Consider the following 16,275-nt stretch of genomic DNA (forward strand, 5'->3'; position numbering starts at 1 on the left):
AGGCGTCAACCGCTCGTCTGCGCGCCGCTGTTCACGGGGCGCCCCGCGCCGGGTCCGTCCGTACGCACCTATCCCGTACGGGCGGCGCGCCGCACCGCGTGACTTCTGGAGAACCCCATGACCGTCCCAGGGCCGACACCGCCGGCCGGGCCTCCCGACCCACCGCCCGCCCCTTCCGCTCCGCTCTCCTACCGGGCCCCTGGGCTGGTCCCTCCCAGGGGACCCGCCCGCACCTGGGGGCTCGTGGTCATCGCCACTCCCCTGCTGCTCGCCGTGGCGCTGGCCCTGTTCGGCGGCCTGGACGACAGCGCCGCCTCGTCCGGGTCCTCCGGGGCGTCCGGGTCCTCGGGGTCGTCGGGGTCGTCGGGGTCCGGCGCGTTCAGCTCGGACCCCTTCGGTTCCGACCCCTTCGGTTCCGCCCCCTACGGATCGGGCTCCCTGGGCTCCGGTTTCGGCGACGCGGCCGACGAGCCCAGCTACGGGGCCGAGGAACCGACGACGGCGCCCGGCGGGCCGTTCGACGACAGCGGCACACCGGATGCGACCGCCTCCGACGGCTCAGGGGACGACGGCTACCCCGACCCCGCGGACAGCCTCGCCGACACCCCGCGCGATGTCGTCCTCGCCTACTTCGCGGCCATCAACTCCCGTGACTACAAGACCGCCTGGGACCTCGGCGGCAAGAACCTCGCCTCCGACTACGACGAGTTCGTCGAGGGCTATGCCACCACCGAGCAGGACACGGTCAGCATCGTCTCGGAGACGGGCAACGACGTACGGCTGACCATCGAGGCGCTTCAGACCGACGGTACGACCGACTCGTACGACGTCACCTACACCGTCCGCGACGGTGTGATCACCGATGGCAAGGGCACGCAGACCGACTGACACCGACCGGGCGTGCCCGCAGGGGTGTGCCCGCACGAGCGGAGCGCTGAACCACCATGGCCACAGAAACACTCGCCTCCCATCCGCCCGGCCCGGTGCCGCAGAGACCGCCTCAGCAGCGCGCGTACGCGCGCACCAGAGCCACCCGGCTGCTGTCGGCGGGGACCTACCTCCATCCCGGCTACCGGCGCGCGGTCATCCGGGAACTGCTGAAGAAGCGCTTCCGGGTCGTCCCGCCCTCCTACGGCTACGACACCGTGGCCGTCCTCGCCCACGCCCTCGCCGCGCGCCGGCTGCGGCGCATCCAGTGGGCGGCGGCCGCCGGCGCGGCGACCGTCGTCCTGCTGCTGATGAACAACGGGGTGCTCGGCGAGGCCCTGGGCAACATCCTGCTGTGCTGGGTGCTGTGGGCGGCGGCCTATCTGCGCCGGATCGTCACCCTGCACACCCTGATGACACGGCTGCGCGAGAGCGGCCCGGACGGCGGCTTCGACGGTTCCTGCCCCTCCCACGCGCAACTGACGGACGAACTCGCTGACAAGATCGACAACGAGCAGACCAGCCGCAACGGAATGGTCTTCTACGGCGGTTACCGGCCCTTCGTCGGCGCGGGCGAGATGCTGCGCGAGTGGTCGAACGCCCAGTTGCTGCTCGGCGCGCCGAAGACCCGGATCATGGCGCGCAAGAGCGAGGACGGCTCACCGCCCGACCTCGACACCGTGGAGCGCCGGCAGGTCGTCCCGTTCACCGTGCGCGAGATCACCGGAGAGGTCGCCGCCCGGATGGCCGCCGATCTGCGCGACGAGGCGCGACGCCGCGAACGGATCGACGGACTGACCGTGGAACTGCGCAGCTTCGCCACCGCGATCCGCGTCAACGACCGCCCCAGCGGCTCCGGCTGGTCCGCGCTGCCCGGCAAGGGCGACCCGGCCGGCAAGGGCGACCCGGCCAGTAAGGGCGACCCGGTCGGCATCCACTGGCGGGAGGACTACGACGCGGCGCGCGAGTACCTCTGCGTGCGGGTCGGCTCGTGGAACGAGGAGGTGGTGACCTCGATCTTCGTCGGCTTCGACATCAAGGGCAACACCCTGCACACCGAGTTCTACACCTACGTGCTCAAGCCGATCGCGGCGGACTTCCACCTGGTGGACCAGCTGCCCAGCGCGGTCGACTGGCGGCTGGCGGCGCGGGTGGCCTGGGACATGTTCATGGCGCTGGGGCGCTGGTTGTTGCTGCCCCTGCTGCTGCCGCTGTTGCTGATCCCCAGTCGGTTCCTGCCGTCGTGGGCGGTCCGGCTGAGTCGGCCCTGGCGGGCCAGAAGGGCCCGGAACGCGTGGATCGAGCAGTTGATCGCCGACGAGACCGTGGACAGCAGCGAGTTCCGGCTCGGCCGCTACGTCAACGACTCCCTCAACTGCGGCGCCCTGGCCAGTGTCCGGGAGATGGGCACCAGCCTGGACCACCACCACTTCTTCCAGAGCTGTGACGCGAACAAGTACACGGAGATCGTGGAACGCCGGCTGCTGGAGAACATCCGCAGGTTCCTCGACGAGCACGACGTGGACCTCGCCGAGCACGACCGCGCCCAGACCAACATCCTGCTGGGCGACAACAGCCAGAACGTCTTCGGCGGCCAGAACAGCGACTTCGGCTACAACTACCGTCCCGCGGGCAGCGGGGCGTGACGAAAGGCAGGGGCGGGGCCATGAGTCAGGGCCAGACCTTCGGCGACCGGAACCAGAACATCCTCGGTGGCAGCAACAGTGGCTTCGGGTACAACGTCCACAACGCTCCGCCACCCCCTCAGCCGTCCGCCGAGGAGGAGGCGGAGCGTGCGGCTCGGGCCCGCGCGGACTACGGCCGCAGCCGGAGCGTCTTCGTCGTGCACGGTCGCGACGAGGAGGTCCGCACGGCGATGTTCGGCCTGCTGCGCCGGCTCGACCTGCGCCCGCTGGAGTGGGAGCGGCTGGTCCGGGCCACCGGAGGGACCGCGCCGTTCCTCGGCGAGGTCATCGAGAAGGCGCTGTCGCAGGCGCAGGCGGCCCTCGTGCTGCTCACCCCGGACGATGCCGCGATGCTCCACCCGCAGCTGCGGGGCGCCCAGGAGCCGTCCTACGAGCGCCAGTTGACCGGTCAGCCCCGCCAGAACGTGCTGATCGAACTCGGGATGGCGCTGATGGCCTACCCGGAGCGGACGATCATCGTGCAGGTCGGCCAGGTGCGGCCGGCCGCGGATCTCGGGGGTCGCAACGTGATCCACTTCGACGGCTCCGAGACCGCCGTCGCGAAGATCGTCGAGCGGCTCAAGGGAGCCGAGTGCGACCTCGACGACACCCGCCCGGACTGGCGTGACCTCTCGTACTTCGCCGACCTGGCGGCCTACCGCAGGGTTCCCTGACCTGGCGGCCTACTGCAGAATGCCCTGACGGATGCCACGGCGATGGGTGCGCAGCGCCTCAGGCGTGTGCGCACCCTTCGCCGTCCACCGGCAGCCGGGGGGGCGCCGGCATCATTTCTCAGCGGTCCGGGTCGGATGCCAGCGCCTCCAGGAACGCGGCGAGTTCGCGCAGGTCGACGCCTTCCAGCTCCTCGGGCCTGAGTACCAGGCGCAGTTCACGGCAGATCGCGCTCTCCCGGGAGCGGGCCACGAAGGACACGAGCACCAGCCGCAGGAGGCTGTCACGGTCGAGGAAACCGAGCCTCGCCAGGCCCGAGCCCACCAACGGCATGGCCACCGTGTCCAGTTGGGCATGGGTGCGCAGGGCGTCCCACAGCGCGCCCAGACCCTGCCACAGGTCCTCCACACCGGACGCGGCCACGTAGTCGTTGCTGATCCGGCTGTAGGCCACGCCGAACACGAGGCGGGGGCGAGTGCCGAGGACGGCCACCGTGCCGATCGGGTAGCGGTCGAGCTTGCCGAGCGGCTTGGCCGCCCTTTCCTCGCTCGCGACCGGCTCGACCGAGGCGAGCGCCGCGGTCAGTTCCCCGTCCAGCCGGGCCAGGTCGCCGCCGTACACCCGGTCCAGCAGTTGCGCCTGCACGCTGTCGCCGTTGATGACCCTGCCGTCGGCCGACAGGGTGTCGAAGGTGTCGCAGAACCCGACGACGACATGGGCCGCCTGGTCGAACACATCGCCCGCCTCGACGACCACCGTCACGTCGGGCCGTCGGAAGACCTGCTGGACCCGGTTCACCGGGCGGGCCCTGAACAGCCCCCAGCCCAGGCAGGCCGCCACCGACAGTCCGACGACCGCGCCGGACCCGAGGTGCGGCACGAAGGGCCCGGCGACCTGGAGCACGGCGGACAGCCCGCCGAAGGCGACCATGGTGTCACGCACGACCACCTGCCGGGCCCGGCGGATGCCACGCGGCAGCCGCAAGGAGCGCACGGGCCGGGAACGGCGGCCCGGCAAGCGCCTTGGGCCGACCGGGGGTTCGGGGCGGGGCCCCGGCCGGAAGGAGTCCGGGGATGGTACCGGGTTCAGCGGGTTCAGGGCGCCGGAATCACCCGAACACATGGCTGACCCATCCACCGGTGATAATCTGCCCGTCACTGAAACATGACTCAGAGTGACGCAGAACCGCCGGGGGGCGACGGGGATGGTCGGTGCGCGAGCGCGTGTTCGAGTGAAGGTACTGGGCCCGGTTCAGCTGGAGGTCGACGGGCTGCCGGTACGGCTGACACCGCTGACGGTACGGCTGCTGGTCCGCCTGGTGGCGGCCGCGGGCGAGGCGGTGCCGGTACGCCAACTGCGCCGCGACGTGTGGGGACTCGCCGACGAGCCCCGCCATCTGGACCAGCGCAACCGCAACGAGGTCCAGAAACGGGTGCTGGAACTGCGTCGGGCCCTGGCCCCCGGCCAGGACGGCACCGTGACGACGCTCCTGCGGACCGAGCAGCAGGTCACCGTGCACGGACCGGAGACCGCCTACCGTCTCGTGCTGGGCCCCGACGAACTGGACTGCGCGCGTTTCACCGCCATGGTGAACGAGGCGCTGCTCGCGCCGCCGGCCACCGCCGCGCACCAGCTGGCCGAGGCGCTGTCCATGGTGCGCGGCCGGCCGCTGGCCGAGGTGGACGGTGAGGGTTTCGCGATGCCCTTCGTCCGCCGTCTGACGGTCCTCCTGGAGACCGCCCGGCGGGAACTCGTCCGGGCCCAGACGGACCTGGGACGTCCCGAACTCGCGCTGCCGGTGGCCGAGCTGATCGTGCACGAACGCCCGGACGACGTCGAGGCCGCGCGCGTCCTCGACACCCTGCGGGCCGAGCTGCGCGCCCGGCACGGGGCCGAACTGCTGCGGCACCGGGTGCCGTTGCCGGGCCAGCGCGCGGACGTGGTGCTGGTGCGCGGCGACTTGTTCGACCAGAGCGACTGCAACCTGGTGGTCGGGTTCTGCGACACCTTCGACACCGAGATGGCCGAGGACCTCGTGATCAGCCGGGAGAGCGTGCAGAGCCAGCTCGTGGACCGGGTGTTCGCCGGGCAGCGGCGTCTGCTCGACGAGAAGCTGAGAGCGGGGCTGCGCAAGCTGAACGCGGCGGGTACGGAGACCGCACGGTCCAAACCCCTGGGCCGGCGCGTGCGTTACCCGGTGGGGACCACGGTGGCGGTGCCCATCGACGGTCGCCGGGTGTTCGCCACCGCCTACTCGCAGCTCGGCAACGATCTGGTGGCCCGCTCCAGCGACCGCGAGCTGCGGCTGAGCCTGGAGAACCTGTGGGCTTCCGTGGCCGTGTACGGACTGTTCAAGCCGGTCGCCGTCCCGCTGATCGGTTCCGGGCTGGCCCGCGTCACCGAGCTGGACCGGGGCCAGTTGCTCGCCCTGATCGTGGACTCCTTCATCGACGCCTGCCGCCGCCACCCCGCCCTGACGCCCGAACTCCGGATCGTGATCCGGCCGCAGGAACTGGCCCGCACCGATCTGACCCCGGTGGAGCAGCGCTTCCAGGACCTGGTCCTCGACGCGCGCGGCGCCGAGCGAGGGCCAAGGTGAGGCCGTGCGGTGACGGAGTCGTGCCCCCGGGGCCGACGGCTTGATCCGCATTCTCCAGCTCCCCCTTCGCGGCGTACCCCCGCCGTCCTCCACGCGCTGCCCCGCCCGGCCTCACCACCACCACGAGACCACCCCGCGCGCTTCCGCCGGTACCGGCCGACCACTTCCGATCCGCTTCCGATCCGCTTCAGGGAGCGCCTTGGTCACGCGGTAGGCCACCCGCCTCGCCGCCGCGGCAGCCCCGCTCTCAGACCCGACCGAGTTTGGCTATGCGGAGGGGGCGGCGGGGGTTTCGGGAGAGGGCGGCAGGTGGTCGGCGACGAAAGTCCCCAGCCCGACCTCGCCCCGCGTCCACCCCTGCTCCCGTACATGCCGCATCGCCTTCGCCGCTGTCGCATTCACCACGCCGAACTCCTGGGCGATTTCCAGAGTGGAGGGCACGCGACTTCCCGGCGGATACGTACCGTTCTCGATGCGCCGGATGATCTCCGCTGCGATCTGCCGCCACAGGGGGCGTGTGCGGTCAAGCTCCATTGCATCAGCGTGGGTGACCACAGCATTCCATGCATCCGTGGTTATCTGCGGTTATCCGCGCTACTGTTGGTTCGCAGCACAGAGCGGCCCCGACGGGAAGCGGCTACTTCCCTGCCGGGGCCTCAGCCGACTGACAAGGAGTCGACCTATGCGCAGCCTACTGGCCGCGATTCTGGCCCTGTTCCTGCCCGCCCGGGGCGCCCATCGCGCCGCAGCGCCGCCACCGCTGCCCCATACCTCCTGCCTGCCCGCCCCCGAGCCCCTGTCCGCGATCACGTGCCCGCACCCGGCGGACGTCATCGCCGCCGACGGCATGCCCCTGGTCCGGCCGTACGTCGTCGAATGGGAGCGTGAGCGGGACGAACACGACCGGCGGCGCCTTCAGCGCGAGCGGCGCAGGGCCGCCGTCCTGGCGACGCTGGGGCAGGACTACGTTCCGGCGGTTCCTTGGGAGGTCGCCGCATGAGCGCGAGCACGCCGCGTCTGCGCAGCCTCGGCCTCGACCCGGTCACCGGGAAGAGGGCCCTGGCGATCACCCACCCCGGCGGCTTTCTTGAGGAGTTGGCCGACGCCCACGCGCTGAAGGCCGCCGCTGTGCTGGTGACGGTCGTCGGCGCCGTGCTGGAGGTGGGGAAGGCGTCGGAGGCCGAACTCGCCGCCTTCGTCACGCCGTTGCACGCCGCGCTCGAAGAATGCGTCGGCATCATGGCGGCCGACAGGGAGTGACGGCATAGAGGTATTCCACCTTGCGGCCGGTGGCGCCCGGAAGGTTCATCCCGGGCACCACCGGCCCACATCCGCCGCCGCTCCTTGACCTCGGGTCCGTTTCCGGTCGTCACCCTTCTCGCACGCGTGCCGCTCAGCTGCCCGCCTCACTTCCGGATGAGACCGCGATGCCCGGCCCACGACCGAGCGGCGGCGATCAAGGACGCACGATGCGAAGCGGGTCCGTCTTCTGCCGCCTGGCGGAACCTCCTGGAGCAGCGATCGAAGCGCGGCTGGGGAACTGGTCATAGAGCGACGGCACGGACTAGGAGTGTCCCGATGTGTCCAGGGTGAGGCGCATTCAGGACCTCCACGTCGGTCGTGTCGAACCCGGCCCGGGTGAGCAGGCGCTCCCACACAGCCGGGCGGTAGCTGTAGCGGTAGGTGAACATCGCTTTGCCTGCGAAACCTCCCTTGTACATGCCCTGTGGCCCGTATGCGCCGGGGATGGCCGGCGGTTGCGAGAAGACGAAGACGCCGCCGGGGTTGAGCCGCTGACGGACAAGGGGGAACAGACGGCCCGGGTCGGTGAACCAAGCGGCCCCGAAGATCGAGTAGACGGCGTCGTATGCGTCCTCGTGCTCCTTCAGGTACTCCAGGACCTCGGAGCACACGAACTCCGCCCCGGTACTGGCCCACTTCGTGGTGATCTTCTTGACCATGACGGGAGAGAGGTCAACTCCCCGGGCGGTGATGCCGCGTTCAGCGAGGCAGGCGAGGGCGCGGCCGGTGCCACAGCCGATTTCCAGAACGGAGCGTGGGTCGCCGAGTAGTTCCGGACCGGGTCCGTGACCGGCGTACTGGGTCCAGCAGAAGCTCGGCTCCGCATCGTCCTTGAAGGCGGAAGCGGCGAAGGTGTCCCACAGCTCCGTCTCGGCGGCGATGTCGTGTTGTGCGGGCAAGGCGTTTCCTCTTCGAAAGGGCTGGCCCCTGTCCTCCTGGGAACCGAGGACAGGGGCCGGCGTAGGACCGTTCAGTGGCTGTCGGGGACCTTGTTGTCACACGGCGAGCAGTCCGTGCCGTCGATCGCCCACAGTTCCTCGTCGACTTCGAAACCGATGGACTTCAGGAAGTCCGCCGTGCGCAGGCACAGGCCGTCCCGCCGACGCTCGACGAACGGGGCGTGGTGCTTGTAGCGGCCCTCGTTGTACACCTCGCAGAGGGCCCACCACACCGGCGTGTCGAGGATGAGCTGGTGAACGCCGATGTCGACGAGCTTGCCGACACCCAGGTGGACCTCGGGGTGCTCCATGCAGCCGATGGTGTACATGACGGCGTTGCCGAGGATGCGCTCGGCCATGTCTCAGACCATCGTGTGGTCGCGCAGCAGCAGGGCGATCTCGCGGTCCCAGAGGGTCATGCCGCTGTCCAGCACGTTGATCGTCAGGTGCTTGATGTGGGGCTGGACGGCGTTGAGGAGTTCCTTCGGCTCCCTGGTACGAGTGCGGGAGAGGCTGTCGAGCAGAACGGTCATGGACGTTCCCTTTCTGAGAGGTGTCGTTCCGTGTGCGTGGGACAGCGAGATGTCCTCGGTCGGGCGGCACCCGCGGTGAGGGTCCCGCGTAGTCGGGTGGTGGCGAGCGCGTACTCGGCCGACAGGGGCAAGATCTTGGTGGCGGCACGGTCAGCCGAGGCGCTCTGCCCGGTTCATTTCGGTCACACGACCGCGCAGCACTTCGGTATCCGTGGCCTGCCGGATGGCGTCGGGGTCCGCGTCCCACTCGCGTCCACCGCCGGGAGGCCGGAGCTGGACATAGGGGCCGGCGTGCCCCATCACGTAGCCGATCTTGTCCGTCTTCGTGTCGACGACCAGGGCGCCATCCCCTTCCCGCATCGCCATCACTGACGGCCCCCTCGCCGAAGTGCTTCCGTCGGTCTTTCAGCCACGTCGGGGCGGACGCGCCCCAGCTCGACGAGTCTCAGGTCGGGGTGCGCGAAGTCGACGCCAGGGGCGGGAAAGACGACCCCGACCTCGGTGAGCGCCGCTCCAAGAGACTCCACTGCCGCGTGCGGGTCGACGTCCCGCAGTTCCGTCGTAGGCATGAACAGGACGCTAGGGAGGTGGCGTCGCCGGCCGCCACGGAAGTTGCGCGAAGTTGCTTGACTGCCTGGCGAGGTTGCGCAAGGTTGCTGAAGCAGGTGGACGGAATCCCAACCAGAAGGCGCTGACCTCGGGAAGGCTTGGGAGATCAGTCCCCCAGCAGAAGGACGTGATCATGGCCCGACGACTGCGTTTCAACGGCACGGGCAGCGGCGTCAACGGGTGTCCGTCCCTTCACGAAGACCTCGACACGGGCGAGGTCATCGTGCACGGCCCGGCCCTCACCGAGGCCGACGACGTCGCCCAGCTCAAGCACCTCAACGAGGGGGAGGTGCCGATCGTGGTGCCACGGGAACTGCTCGTCGACTTCGCGCCCAAGGAGGTCACTCGCGTGCCGAACATCATCGGGCTGGATGAGTTCGACCGGCTCTTCACGCGGTTCGAGCACACGGCTTGGCGCCTGGAGAGCCGACGCCGGTACGCGTCCGACGAACTCACGGACACATAGGCGCAGTTCACCCGTGGCGAGCCCGTCAACTGGGCGGGCGTCGACGCCGAGTGGTGTGCCGAGCGCCGCGAGCAGACCGGGCTCGGCAAGCGGTTCGAACGTGTCCGCATCGTCGACAACCCACCGACGACCGGCCAGCTCTATCTGCTGGACAACGCGCGCCGCAACAGCGCCGTCGGCGAGAAGATCTTCAATCTTCTGCGTGGGGACGCCAACCGACTCAGCCTGCCCACCGAAGATTTCTGGATCTTCGACTCCCGGCTGGTCGCACTGCTCCATTTCGACGACGCGGACAACCTGGTCAACGTCGAACTGGTCACAGAGCCCGTGGCGGTCCTGCGGTACGCCATGACGCGTGACGCGGCGATGCACCACGCCATCCCGTACGAGAAGTTCGCGGTACAACTGACCGCGAAGGAGGACTGAAAGCAGGTGCGTACCGGTGAGCACGGACTATCAGCAGGCACGGGAAGCTCTCGGGGTACGACTGCGCGAACTCCGGCTCTCCGCCCCTGGACGCCCGCTCACCGGTACAAAGCTCGCCGAGCAGCACGGGTGGAACAAGTCCAAGGTCAGCAGGCTGGAGAACGGCAGGCAGACTCCAACATCCGACGACCTGCGCAAGTGGGCCGAGGCGACCGGTCAGCCCGAGGCGTACGACGAGCTGCTGGCCCGTCTCCGGGGCTTCGAGTCGCACATCCGGTCATGGCGGCGGCAGCTGGCCTCGGGACACAAGGCGGTCCAGGACACGCACCTGAGCGCTCATGTCGACGCCTCCGTGTTCCGTGGTTGGGAGTCCTCCATGATCTTCGGGATTCTCCAGACGCCGGACTATGCCCGGTCGATCTTCACGAGGTACGCGGAGCTACAGCGATCGCCGCGCGACACGGAGGATGCAGTTCGATCCCGCATGAAGCGTCAAGAGGCTCTGTACGACTCCTCGAAGCGTTTCCACCTCCTCCTGTGGGAGGCCGCCCTTCACACCTTGGTCTGTCCGCCCTCGGTACTCGCAGCTCAGCTCGACCGACTCGCAGGAGCCGTCGGCCTCGACACGGTCGAGCTGGGGATCATCCCGCTGTCCGCCTCTCTCAAGATCCCCCCGGCCGCCGCCTTCTGGGTCTACGACGACCGCCAGGTGATCGTGGAGAACTGGCACGCCGAGTTGTGGATCGACGACGAAGCCAGCGTGGACACGTATCTGCGCACCTGGAAGACGCTCCGGGAGTCCGCCGTGTACGGCGCCGACGCGCATCACCTCATCAGTGCAGTGCGATGGACGTTGGGCTCACGTTGAAGCCGATGTCACCTGGGTCTGACCCCAGCAGGTGGCCCCCGGCTCTTCGGAGCGGGGGCGTTTTACTGTCTAGGCAGCTATCGGCTTCTACTGGCGGATCGAGCAGGCCGCGACGGGTGTCCCACTCGTGTACACCTACGTTCTCGATCCCGCGACGAAGAGGTACCGGGACGGGGGCGTGTTCACCGGTGTCCTCAAGGTGGCGGCGCCCTTCCAGGCGGAGATCGACCTCTGTCTGATCTGAGTACCGCACCTCGCGGCAAACACTGTGCCGCGAGGTGCCGTCCTGCGGGGTCTAGCCTCGGTGGCCGGTGGTGAGGGGGTCGCCGGCCTTGGCGACGATCTTTGCCATCCAGGCCATCGCCTCGGGCACGTCGTAGTTGCCGGCGTGGGGCTGGTTCCAGGCCAGTTGGTAGTCGAGGTTCTTGACGTCGCGGTCCGCCGCCAGCGCCCGGTCGAGGTTGATCGAGACGATGAACGAGGTGTCCCTGTCCCGGGTGCCGTTGCGGACGTACCAGTTCGGCGCGGTGTCGGCCTTCGTGCCGACGAAGTCCAGCGGGTTGATCAGGTGGACCTGGTCGTCGACGGTCGTGCTCGGCTTCTTGATGTACTGGGCCCAGGTGAGGCCGGTGTCGTCGAGGCCGCTGCCGTCGCCGGGCACGTCGTTGTGGTTCCAGCTGTACTCGGTGTAGTTGAGGTACTTCTGGGTGGGCGGGCCGAAGAGGTTGGTCTCGGTGCGGCTGGTGGTGTTCCCGAAGACGCCCACGGCGTCGAAGGCGGGCGTCGTCTTGAGTTTGGCCTGGGTGGCGACGAAGGCGAGGTACCTGTCCATGTCGAGCGAGCGCACCTTGCCGGTGGTGTTGTCGACGTCGATCCAGTCGTTGACGTAGGTGGTCGTGGAGCCACCACCGCCCTGGCCGCCGGACGTGATGACGAAGTTCTCGCCCAGTGCCGGGATGGTGTGGGCGGGGTCCGCCTTGAGGTAGGCGCGGGCGGAGCGGATGACCTCCTGCTCGATGGTCTTCAGCATGGTCGCGGCGGTGAGCCTGGTGCCGTCGGGGTTGCGCAGCCCGAGACTCCGCTCGTACGCGGGGAACGCGGCCGCGATCTCGGCGGCGGCCTCGGGGGTGGCGTTCGATCCGGTCTCGTCGCGGGTGCCGAGGATGGTGTAGAGCCATTCGTAGGCGGTGTCCGCGTTGCCGAGGTCGGTGATCGGGCAGTACGCGTTGACGGCGAAGACGTCGTCGCGCAGGGTGCTGCGGCCCTTGGAGTCGATGCCCGCGGCGCCGATCTGCGCGAGGTAGCGGTCGTAGGCGGGGCTGTTGCCGGAGGCGCCGAGGATCGACGAGAGGGCGCCGCCGCCGCTGGTGCCGTTGACGACGATCCGCTCGGCGCTGCCGGGCATCGTGGCGTCGTTGAGGCGCAGGTAGCGGACCGCGGCCTTGGCGTCGACGACGGCGGACGGGGCCTTGCCGGGCGACGAGCCGTCGGCGCCGACCAGGCCGCGGCTGCGGCTGGCGACGTCCGCGAAGACGTAACCGGCCTTCAGCGCGGCCCCCACGTTGCTCGTCGAACTGCTGTAGGAGGCACCGCTGGTCACGCTCGCCTTGATGTAACTGGCCCACCAACCGCCGTTGTTCACGGCGAAGTAGAACGGCGCGCGCTGGTTGCCGACGGCACTCTCGGGCACGAACACGTTCATGCTCTGGTATCCGCAGGCGGTATTGGAGATCGTGGTGGTGTTACCGCCGAGGCCGGGCTGCTGCGCGGCCGCGGCGACGGGGTTCGCGACGTAGCAGACCTCCTTGTACCAGCGGACGTTCATCGGCTCGCCGTCGACGGTGACCGTGATCGTCGTGTAGTCGGAGGCGTCGAAGGCCAGCGCCGCGTCCTGCGCGTCGGCGGTACGGGCGACGGGGGCCGCGAGCGCCGCCGTGGGGGCGGCGGCGACCGCCAGGGCGAGGGAGCCCGCGAGGGCGGTGCCGCGCAGCATCTGCTTGCGGGTGAGAGCGCGGCCCGAGCGGGCGGGTGCGGGGGGTGCCTGAGCAACGCTTCTGAGGGACGCCTGAAACCACTGCATGGGAAGACTCCTTCGTCGTGGCCGCCGCTGAGTCGGCACGTCGGGCCCAAGGTGTGGCGCAGGTTAGCAGATTGTTAACAATATGGTCAGTGATTATGTCGGCACCCATGGAAACCGAACGCAAGTGGGCCCCGCGCGTCGAGCGTTCGCGGGGCCCAGCCTGGGAGGGAGCGGGGGGTCAGGGTGTTGTGCAGGTGCTGTTGTTGAGGGTGAAGGTCGTCGGGGGCGGGTTCGTTGTTGTTTTCGTGCCTGTGAAGCCGATGGTGATCGTGCCGCCTGCCGGGATCGTTGTGGTGTAGGAGGCCGGGGCGACCTTGACCGCCGCGGCCGTCTGGGTGGGTACTCCGCCCCACATGTTGGTGACCGTCTGGCCGGCCGGGAAGGAGAAGGCCAGGGTCCAGCCGTTGATCGCGGCGGTGCCCGTGTTGCGGACGGTGATGTCCGCCTGGAAGCCGCCCGGCCACTCGTTCGTCGTGCGGTAGGCGACCGCGCAGGTGCCGGTGGGCGGGGTGGACGTCGTGAGGGTCACCGTCGCCGAGCGGGGGGAGCGGTTGCCCGCCGCGTCCTTGGCGTAGACGGCCAGGGTGTACGCCGTGTTCGGGGTCAGGGAGGTGAGGGTGGCCGAGGTGGTGGTGGAGGCCGCGAGTGTGGACTCCGTGGAGCCCGTGACGCGGACCACCTCGTAGGCCGTGACGCCGGTGTTGTCCGTGGCCGCGGGCCAGTTCAGCTGGGCCGAGGTCGCGGTCACCGCGGAGGCCGTCGGGGTGCCGGGGGCCGTCGGGGCCTCGGTGTCCGAACCGCCTCCGCCGCCGAAGACGGTGGCCTCCTCGGAGGTCTGGGCGATGCCGTTGGCGCCGTGGAAGATGCGCTGGCCCCAGGAGCTGAGCTGGTCGGGGTCGAAGCCGATCGCCAGGTCGAGGATCGGGTCCGTGTTGCCGCTCCAGGACCAGGCGAGGTAGCCGAGGTCCAGGTTCTGGGCGGCGGACATCATGGTGTCCTCGTCCGGGTCGCCCCACTGGTCGGCGGGGCCGCCGAACTCACCTATGAGGATGGGCAGTCGGGCCGCCACGAAGGCGTTCAGGTAGTCGGTGATCTCCGCCGCGGTGTCGAACACGCTGTACATGTGGATGGAGAAGATGAGGTTGCCGGTCGGGTCCGCCGCGTACACCGCCTGGGCGTTGGCGCGCATCACGCCCTGCCAGTCCTGGCCCCAGTTGGGCGCGTCCACCATGATCGTGTGCTCCAGGCCCGCCGCCCGGAGCTTCTGGATCGCGGCGATCGTCGGGTTCGTCCAGCCGGCCGGATCGGTGTTGCCCCAGGGCTCGTTGCCGATGTTGACGATGACGTAGTCCTCCTGGCCGGCCAGGACGTCCTTCAGGCCGATCCAGTAGTCCGCCGCCGAGTCGAGCGTGGCGGCCGCCGCCTCCTCGCCGTAGCCCGTGGTGTCGTGCACCTCCAGTACGCAGATCAGGCGGTTCGTCTTGCAGGAGGCGATGACGGACGCCACGTCCGCGGCGCTGTTCTTCGTCCAGCGGACGCCGTTGGACAGGACCACCCGGACGCTGTTCGCGCCGAGCGCCTTGATGTCGGCCAGGGACTGGGTCTGACCGGGGTACCAGGTGTGGGCGTGGTTGACGCCGCGCATGACGAAGTCGTTGCCGTTCGCCTCCAGGAGGCGGCCGTCGGCGATGTGGAGGCCGGTCGCCTGCGCGGTGGGCTCCTCGACGGCGTGGGACGGGGCGGCGCCCAGGACGAGCAGGCCTAAGAGGGTGGCCAGCGCGGTGAGCAGCCTCGCCGCCGCCGAGCTCATGGGTGTTCTCACTGCGACTCCTGAGAAATGAGACACGGGAAAGCTTCGGAAGGGGTGGAGCTTGGGAGCGCTCCCACACAGCGCCATCCCCATGAACCCATCCCGCCAGGGACACGTCAAGACACCGGGCGTTCCTCGATTCCCACGGGCACCGGTGCCGGCCGCAGTCCCGGTGTGAGACATGCCGTGACGGCGAGGGACGACACCGCCATGACGGTCATCGCCGTTGCCGGAGAGGTCAGTTGGGCGACCGCGCCGGCCAGTGTCGCGCTCACGCCCTGGAGGGTCAGCATTCCGGCCGAGTGCAACCCCAGTGCGTGCCCGCTCAGTTCGTCCGGCGTCAGCTCCATCAGCCGCTCCTGCTGCACCAGGCTCGCTCCGAACCCCACGGAGGCCAGCGCCACCGCGGCCCCGGCCAGCGGCACGGACGGGCCGAGCGCGAAGAGGGCGTACGGCGCCGCCAGGAGGACCAGCAGCGGCACCCCCAGCCGGGCGCGCGGCCCCGGTGGGAGCAGACGGCCCACGGTGACGTCCCCGGCCAGCATGCCCAGCGCCGCGCAGGCGAACAGTGTGCCCGCGGACTCGGGGGCGTAGGAGACGAAGAGTGACTCGCAGCCCACGACCAGCCCGTTGGGGATCCACAGGGCGAGCAGGACCGTCCGGCGGGGCCGGGAGGACCACAGCAGGGCGTTGGCCCGCCAGGTCTCCGCGACCGAGGCGCGGCCCGAGGCGCGCGGGGCGCGGGGGGTCAGGCCGAGGCGGACCCCGGCCGCGGCGGCCGCGTACAGCAGCGCCGACAGTGTCAGACAGAGCCTCGGGGAGAGGAGGGCGACCAGCGCGCCGCCCGTCGCGAAGCCGACGATCTGCATGACCCCGCTCATCATGTTGAACAGCGAACGCCCGCGCAGATAGCCGTCCTTGGCGAGGATCTCGTTGAGCAGGCCCCAGCGGACTCCCCCGCCGAGCGAGGCGATCAGGCCCTGCGCGAGCAGTACGGCGAAGACCGCGCCGATCGGCAGGCCGGGGGCGGCGAGGACGGCCGTGGCCGCCGCGAAGGCCAGGGAGATACCCGTCAGGGCGGCCCTCGGGGGCAGCCGGTCGGCGCCCGAGAGGAAGAGGGACGCGCCGAGCACCTGGGCCAGGGAGGGGCCGAACATGCTCACCGCGGAGAGGAACGGGGAGTTGGTGGCCCGGTAGACGTGGGTGGCGAGTGCCAGGCCGCCGATGGTCTGGGCCGCGATGTGGGCCGAGGAGGAGAGGAAGAGCGGGGTGAATTCGGGGGTGCGGAAGAGGGCTCGGTAGCTGTTTCGTTGCGGAGTGTCGTCGTGCATGGGCGGAGTCTTGGGCGGGGTCCGGGTCA

The 16,275-nt window shown here is 69.8% G+C and carries 15 protein-coding genes and 3 pseudogenes; 9 read left to right on the forward strand and 9 right to left on the reverse strand.

Going from position 1 to position 16,275, the window contains the following annotated elements; translation table 11 throughout:
* Window positions 1-117 precede the first annotated feature (117 nt).
* The 3 genes from AB0E07_RS04195 to AB0E07_RS04205 are packed head-to-tail and all read left to right on the forward strand — an operon-like array spanning window position 118 to window position 3,286.
* A complete protein-coding gene (locus AB0E07_RS04195; protein WP_362246206.1) occupies window positions 118-888 on the forward strand; it encodes a hypothetical protein in 771 nt (256 codons plus the stop codon).
* Between the two features lie 56 nt (window positions 889-944).
* Window positions 945-2,573, forward strand: a complete 1,629-nt coding sequence (locus AB0E07_RS04200) for a hypothetical protein (RefSeq protein WP_362246208.1) — start codon at window positions 945-947, stop codon at window positions 2,571-2,573.
* 20 nt (window positions 2,574-2,593) lie between these two features.
* A complete protein-coding gene (locus AB0E07_RS04205) occupies window positions 2,594-3,286 on the forward strand; it encodes a nucleotide-binding protein (protein WP_362246210.1) in 693 nt (230 codons plus the stop codon).
* A 118-nt stretch (window positions 3,287-3,404) separates the two neighbouring features.
* Here AB0E07_RS04205 and AB0E07_RS04210 read toward each other — a convergent pair whose 3' ends face one another.
* On the reverse strand, window positions 3,405-4,268 hold the full coding sequence (locus AB0E07_RS04210) for a macro domain-containing protein (protein ID WP_362246212.1): 864 nt from the start codon (window positions 4,266-4,268) through the stop codon (window positions 3,405-3,407).
* A gap of 247 nt (window positions 4,269-4,515) precedes the next feature.
* Here AB0E07_RS04210 and AB0E07_RS04215 point away from each other — a divergent pair, with 247 nt between their 5' ends.
* Window positions 4,516-5,883 carry a macro domain-containing protein gene (locus tag AB0E07_RS04215; protein WP_362246214.1) on the forward strand — a complete coding sequence of 456 codons (1,368 nt, stop codon included), beginning with the start codon at window positions 4,516-4,518 and terminating at the stop codon, window positions 5,881-5,883.
* Window positions 5,884-6,150: 267 nt separating this feature from the next.
* Here AB0E07_RS04215 and AB0E07_RS04220 read toward each other — a convergent pair whose 3' ends face one another.
* Window positions 6,151-6,417 (reverse strand): winged helix-turn-helix domain-containing protein, encoded by a 267-nt coding sequence (locus tag AB0E07_RS04220; protein WP_362246216.1) that lies wholly within the window; start codon window positions 6,415-6,417, stop codon window positions 6,151-6,153.
* Between the two features lie 148 nt (window positions 6,418-6,565).
* Here AB0E07_RS04220 and AB0E07_RS04225 point away from each other — a divergent pair, with 148 nt between their 5' ends.
* Together AB0E07_RS04225 and AB0E07_RS04230 are read left to right on the forward strand one after the other, a co-directional pair.
* On the forward strand, window positions 6,566-6,883 hold the full coding sequence (locus tag AB0E07_RS04225; RefSeq protein WP_362246218.1) for a hypothetical protein: 318 nt from the start codon (window positions 6,566-6,568) through the stop codon (window positions 6,881-6,883).
* On the forward strand, window positions 6,880-7,143 hold the full coding sequence (locus AB0E07_RS04230) for a hypothetical protein (protein WP_362246220.1): 264 nt from the start codon (window positions 6,880-6,882) through the stop codon (window positions 7,141-7,143). Before AB0E07_RS04225 ends, AB0E07_RS04230 begins: the two co-directional genes overlap by 4 nt.
* A 284-nt stretch (window positions 7,144-7,427) precedes the next feature.
* Here AB0E07_RS04230 and AB0E07_RS04235 read toward each other — a convergent pair whose 3' ends face one another.
* From AB0E07_RS04235 to AB0E07_RS04250, 4 genes and pseudogenes are all read right to left on the reverse strand, one after another.
* Window positions 7,428-8,084, reverse strand: a complete 657-nt coding sequence (locus tag AB0E07_RS04235; RefSeq protein WP_362246222.1) for a class I SAM-dependent methyltransferase — start codon at window positions 8,082-8,084, stop codon at window positions 7,428-7,430.
* A gap of 71 nt (window positions 8,085-8,155) precedes the next feature.
* Window positions 8,156-8,656, reverse strand: a pseudogene (locus tag AB0E07_RS04240) (hypothetical protein).
* A gap of 150 nt (window positions 8,657-8,806) precedes the next feature.
* Window positions 8,807-9,016, reverse strand: a complete 210-nt coding sequence (locus AB0E07_RS04245; RefSeq protein ID WP_362246818.1) for a hypothetical protein — start codon at window positions 9,014-9,016, stop codon at window positions 8,807-8,809.
* 5 nt (window positions 9,017-9,021) lie between these two features.
* Entirely contained in the window at window positions 9,022-9,225 is a 204-nt protein-coding gene (locus AB0E07_RS04250) for a hypothetical protein (RefSeq protein WP_362246224.1), read from the reverse strand.
* A 173-nt stretch (window positions 9,226-9,398) separates the two neighbouring features.
* Here AB0E07_RS04250 and AB0E07_RS04255 point away from each other — a divergent pair.
* The 3 genes and pseudogenes from AB0E07_RS04255 to AB0E07_RS04265 form a co-directional block, all read left to right on the forward strand.
* Window positions 9,399-10,157: pseudogene (locus AB0E07_RS04255) on the forward strand (DUF6879 family protein).
* A gap of 16 nt (window positions 10,158-10,173) precedes the next feature.
* Window positions 10,174-11,025 (forward strand): helix-turn-helix transcriptional regulator, encoded by an 852-nt coding sequence (locus AB0E07_RS04260; RefSeq protein WP_362246226.1) that lies wholly within the window; start codon window positions 10,174-10,176, stop codon window positions 11,023-11,025.
* Between the two features lie 73 nt (window positions 11,026-11,098).
* A pseudogene (locus AB0E07_RS04265) lies at window positions 11,099-11,269 on the forward strand (Uma2 family endonuclease); the annotation flags it as partial.
* Window positions 11,270-11,320: 51 nt separating this feature from the next.
* On the opposite strand, the gene AB0E07_RS04270 reads toward AB0E07_RS04265, so the two are convergent.
* The 3 genes from AB0E07_RS04270 to AB0E07_RS04280 all read right to left on the reverse strand — a co-directional run bounded on the left by AB0E07_RS04270 (window position 11,321) and on the right by AB0E07_RS04280 (window position 16,246).
* A complete protein-coding gene (locus tag AB0E07_RS04270; RefSeq protein ID WP_362246228.1) occupies window positions 11,321-13,105 on the reverse strand; it encodes a subtype B tannase in 1,785 nt (594 codons plus the stop codon).
* Window positions 13,106-13,283: 178 nt separating this feature from the next.
* Window positions 13,284-14,915: a cellulase family glycosylhydrolase gene (locus AB0E07_RS04275; protein ID WP_362246820.1), complete on the reverse strand. Its 1,632-nt coding sequence runs from the start codon at window positions 14,913-14,915 to the stop codon at window positions 13,284-13,286.
* A gap of 116 nt (window positions 14,916-15,031) precedes the next feature.
* On the reverse strand, window positions 15,032-16,246 hold the full coding sequence (locus AB0E07_RS04280; RefSeq protein ID WP_362246230.1) for an MFS transporter: 1,215 nt from the start codon (window positions 16,244-16,246) through the stop codon (window positions 15,032-15,034).
* Window positions 16,247-16,275: the final 29 nt, after the last annotated feature.

It is taken from the genome of Streptomyces sp. NPDC048002, from assembly GCF_040653275.1.
In the GTDB taxonomy this organism is placed as follows: domain Bacteria; phylum Actinomycetota; class Actinomycetes; order Streptomycetales; family Streptomycetaceae; genus Streptomyces.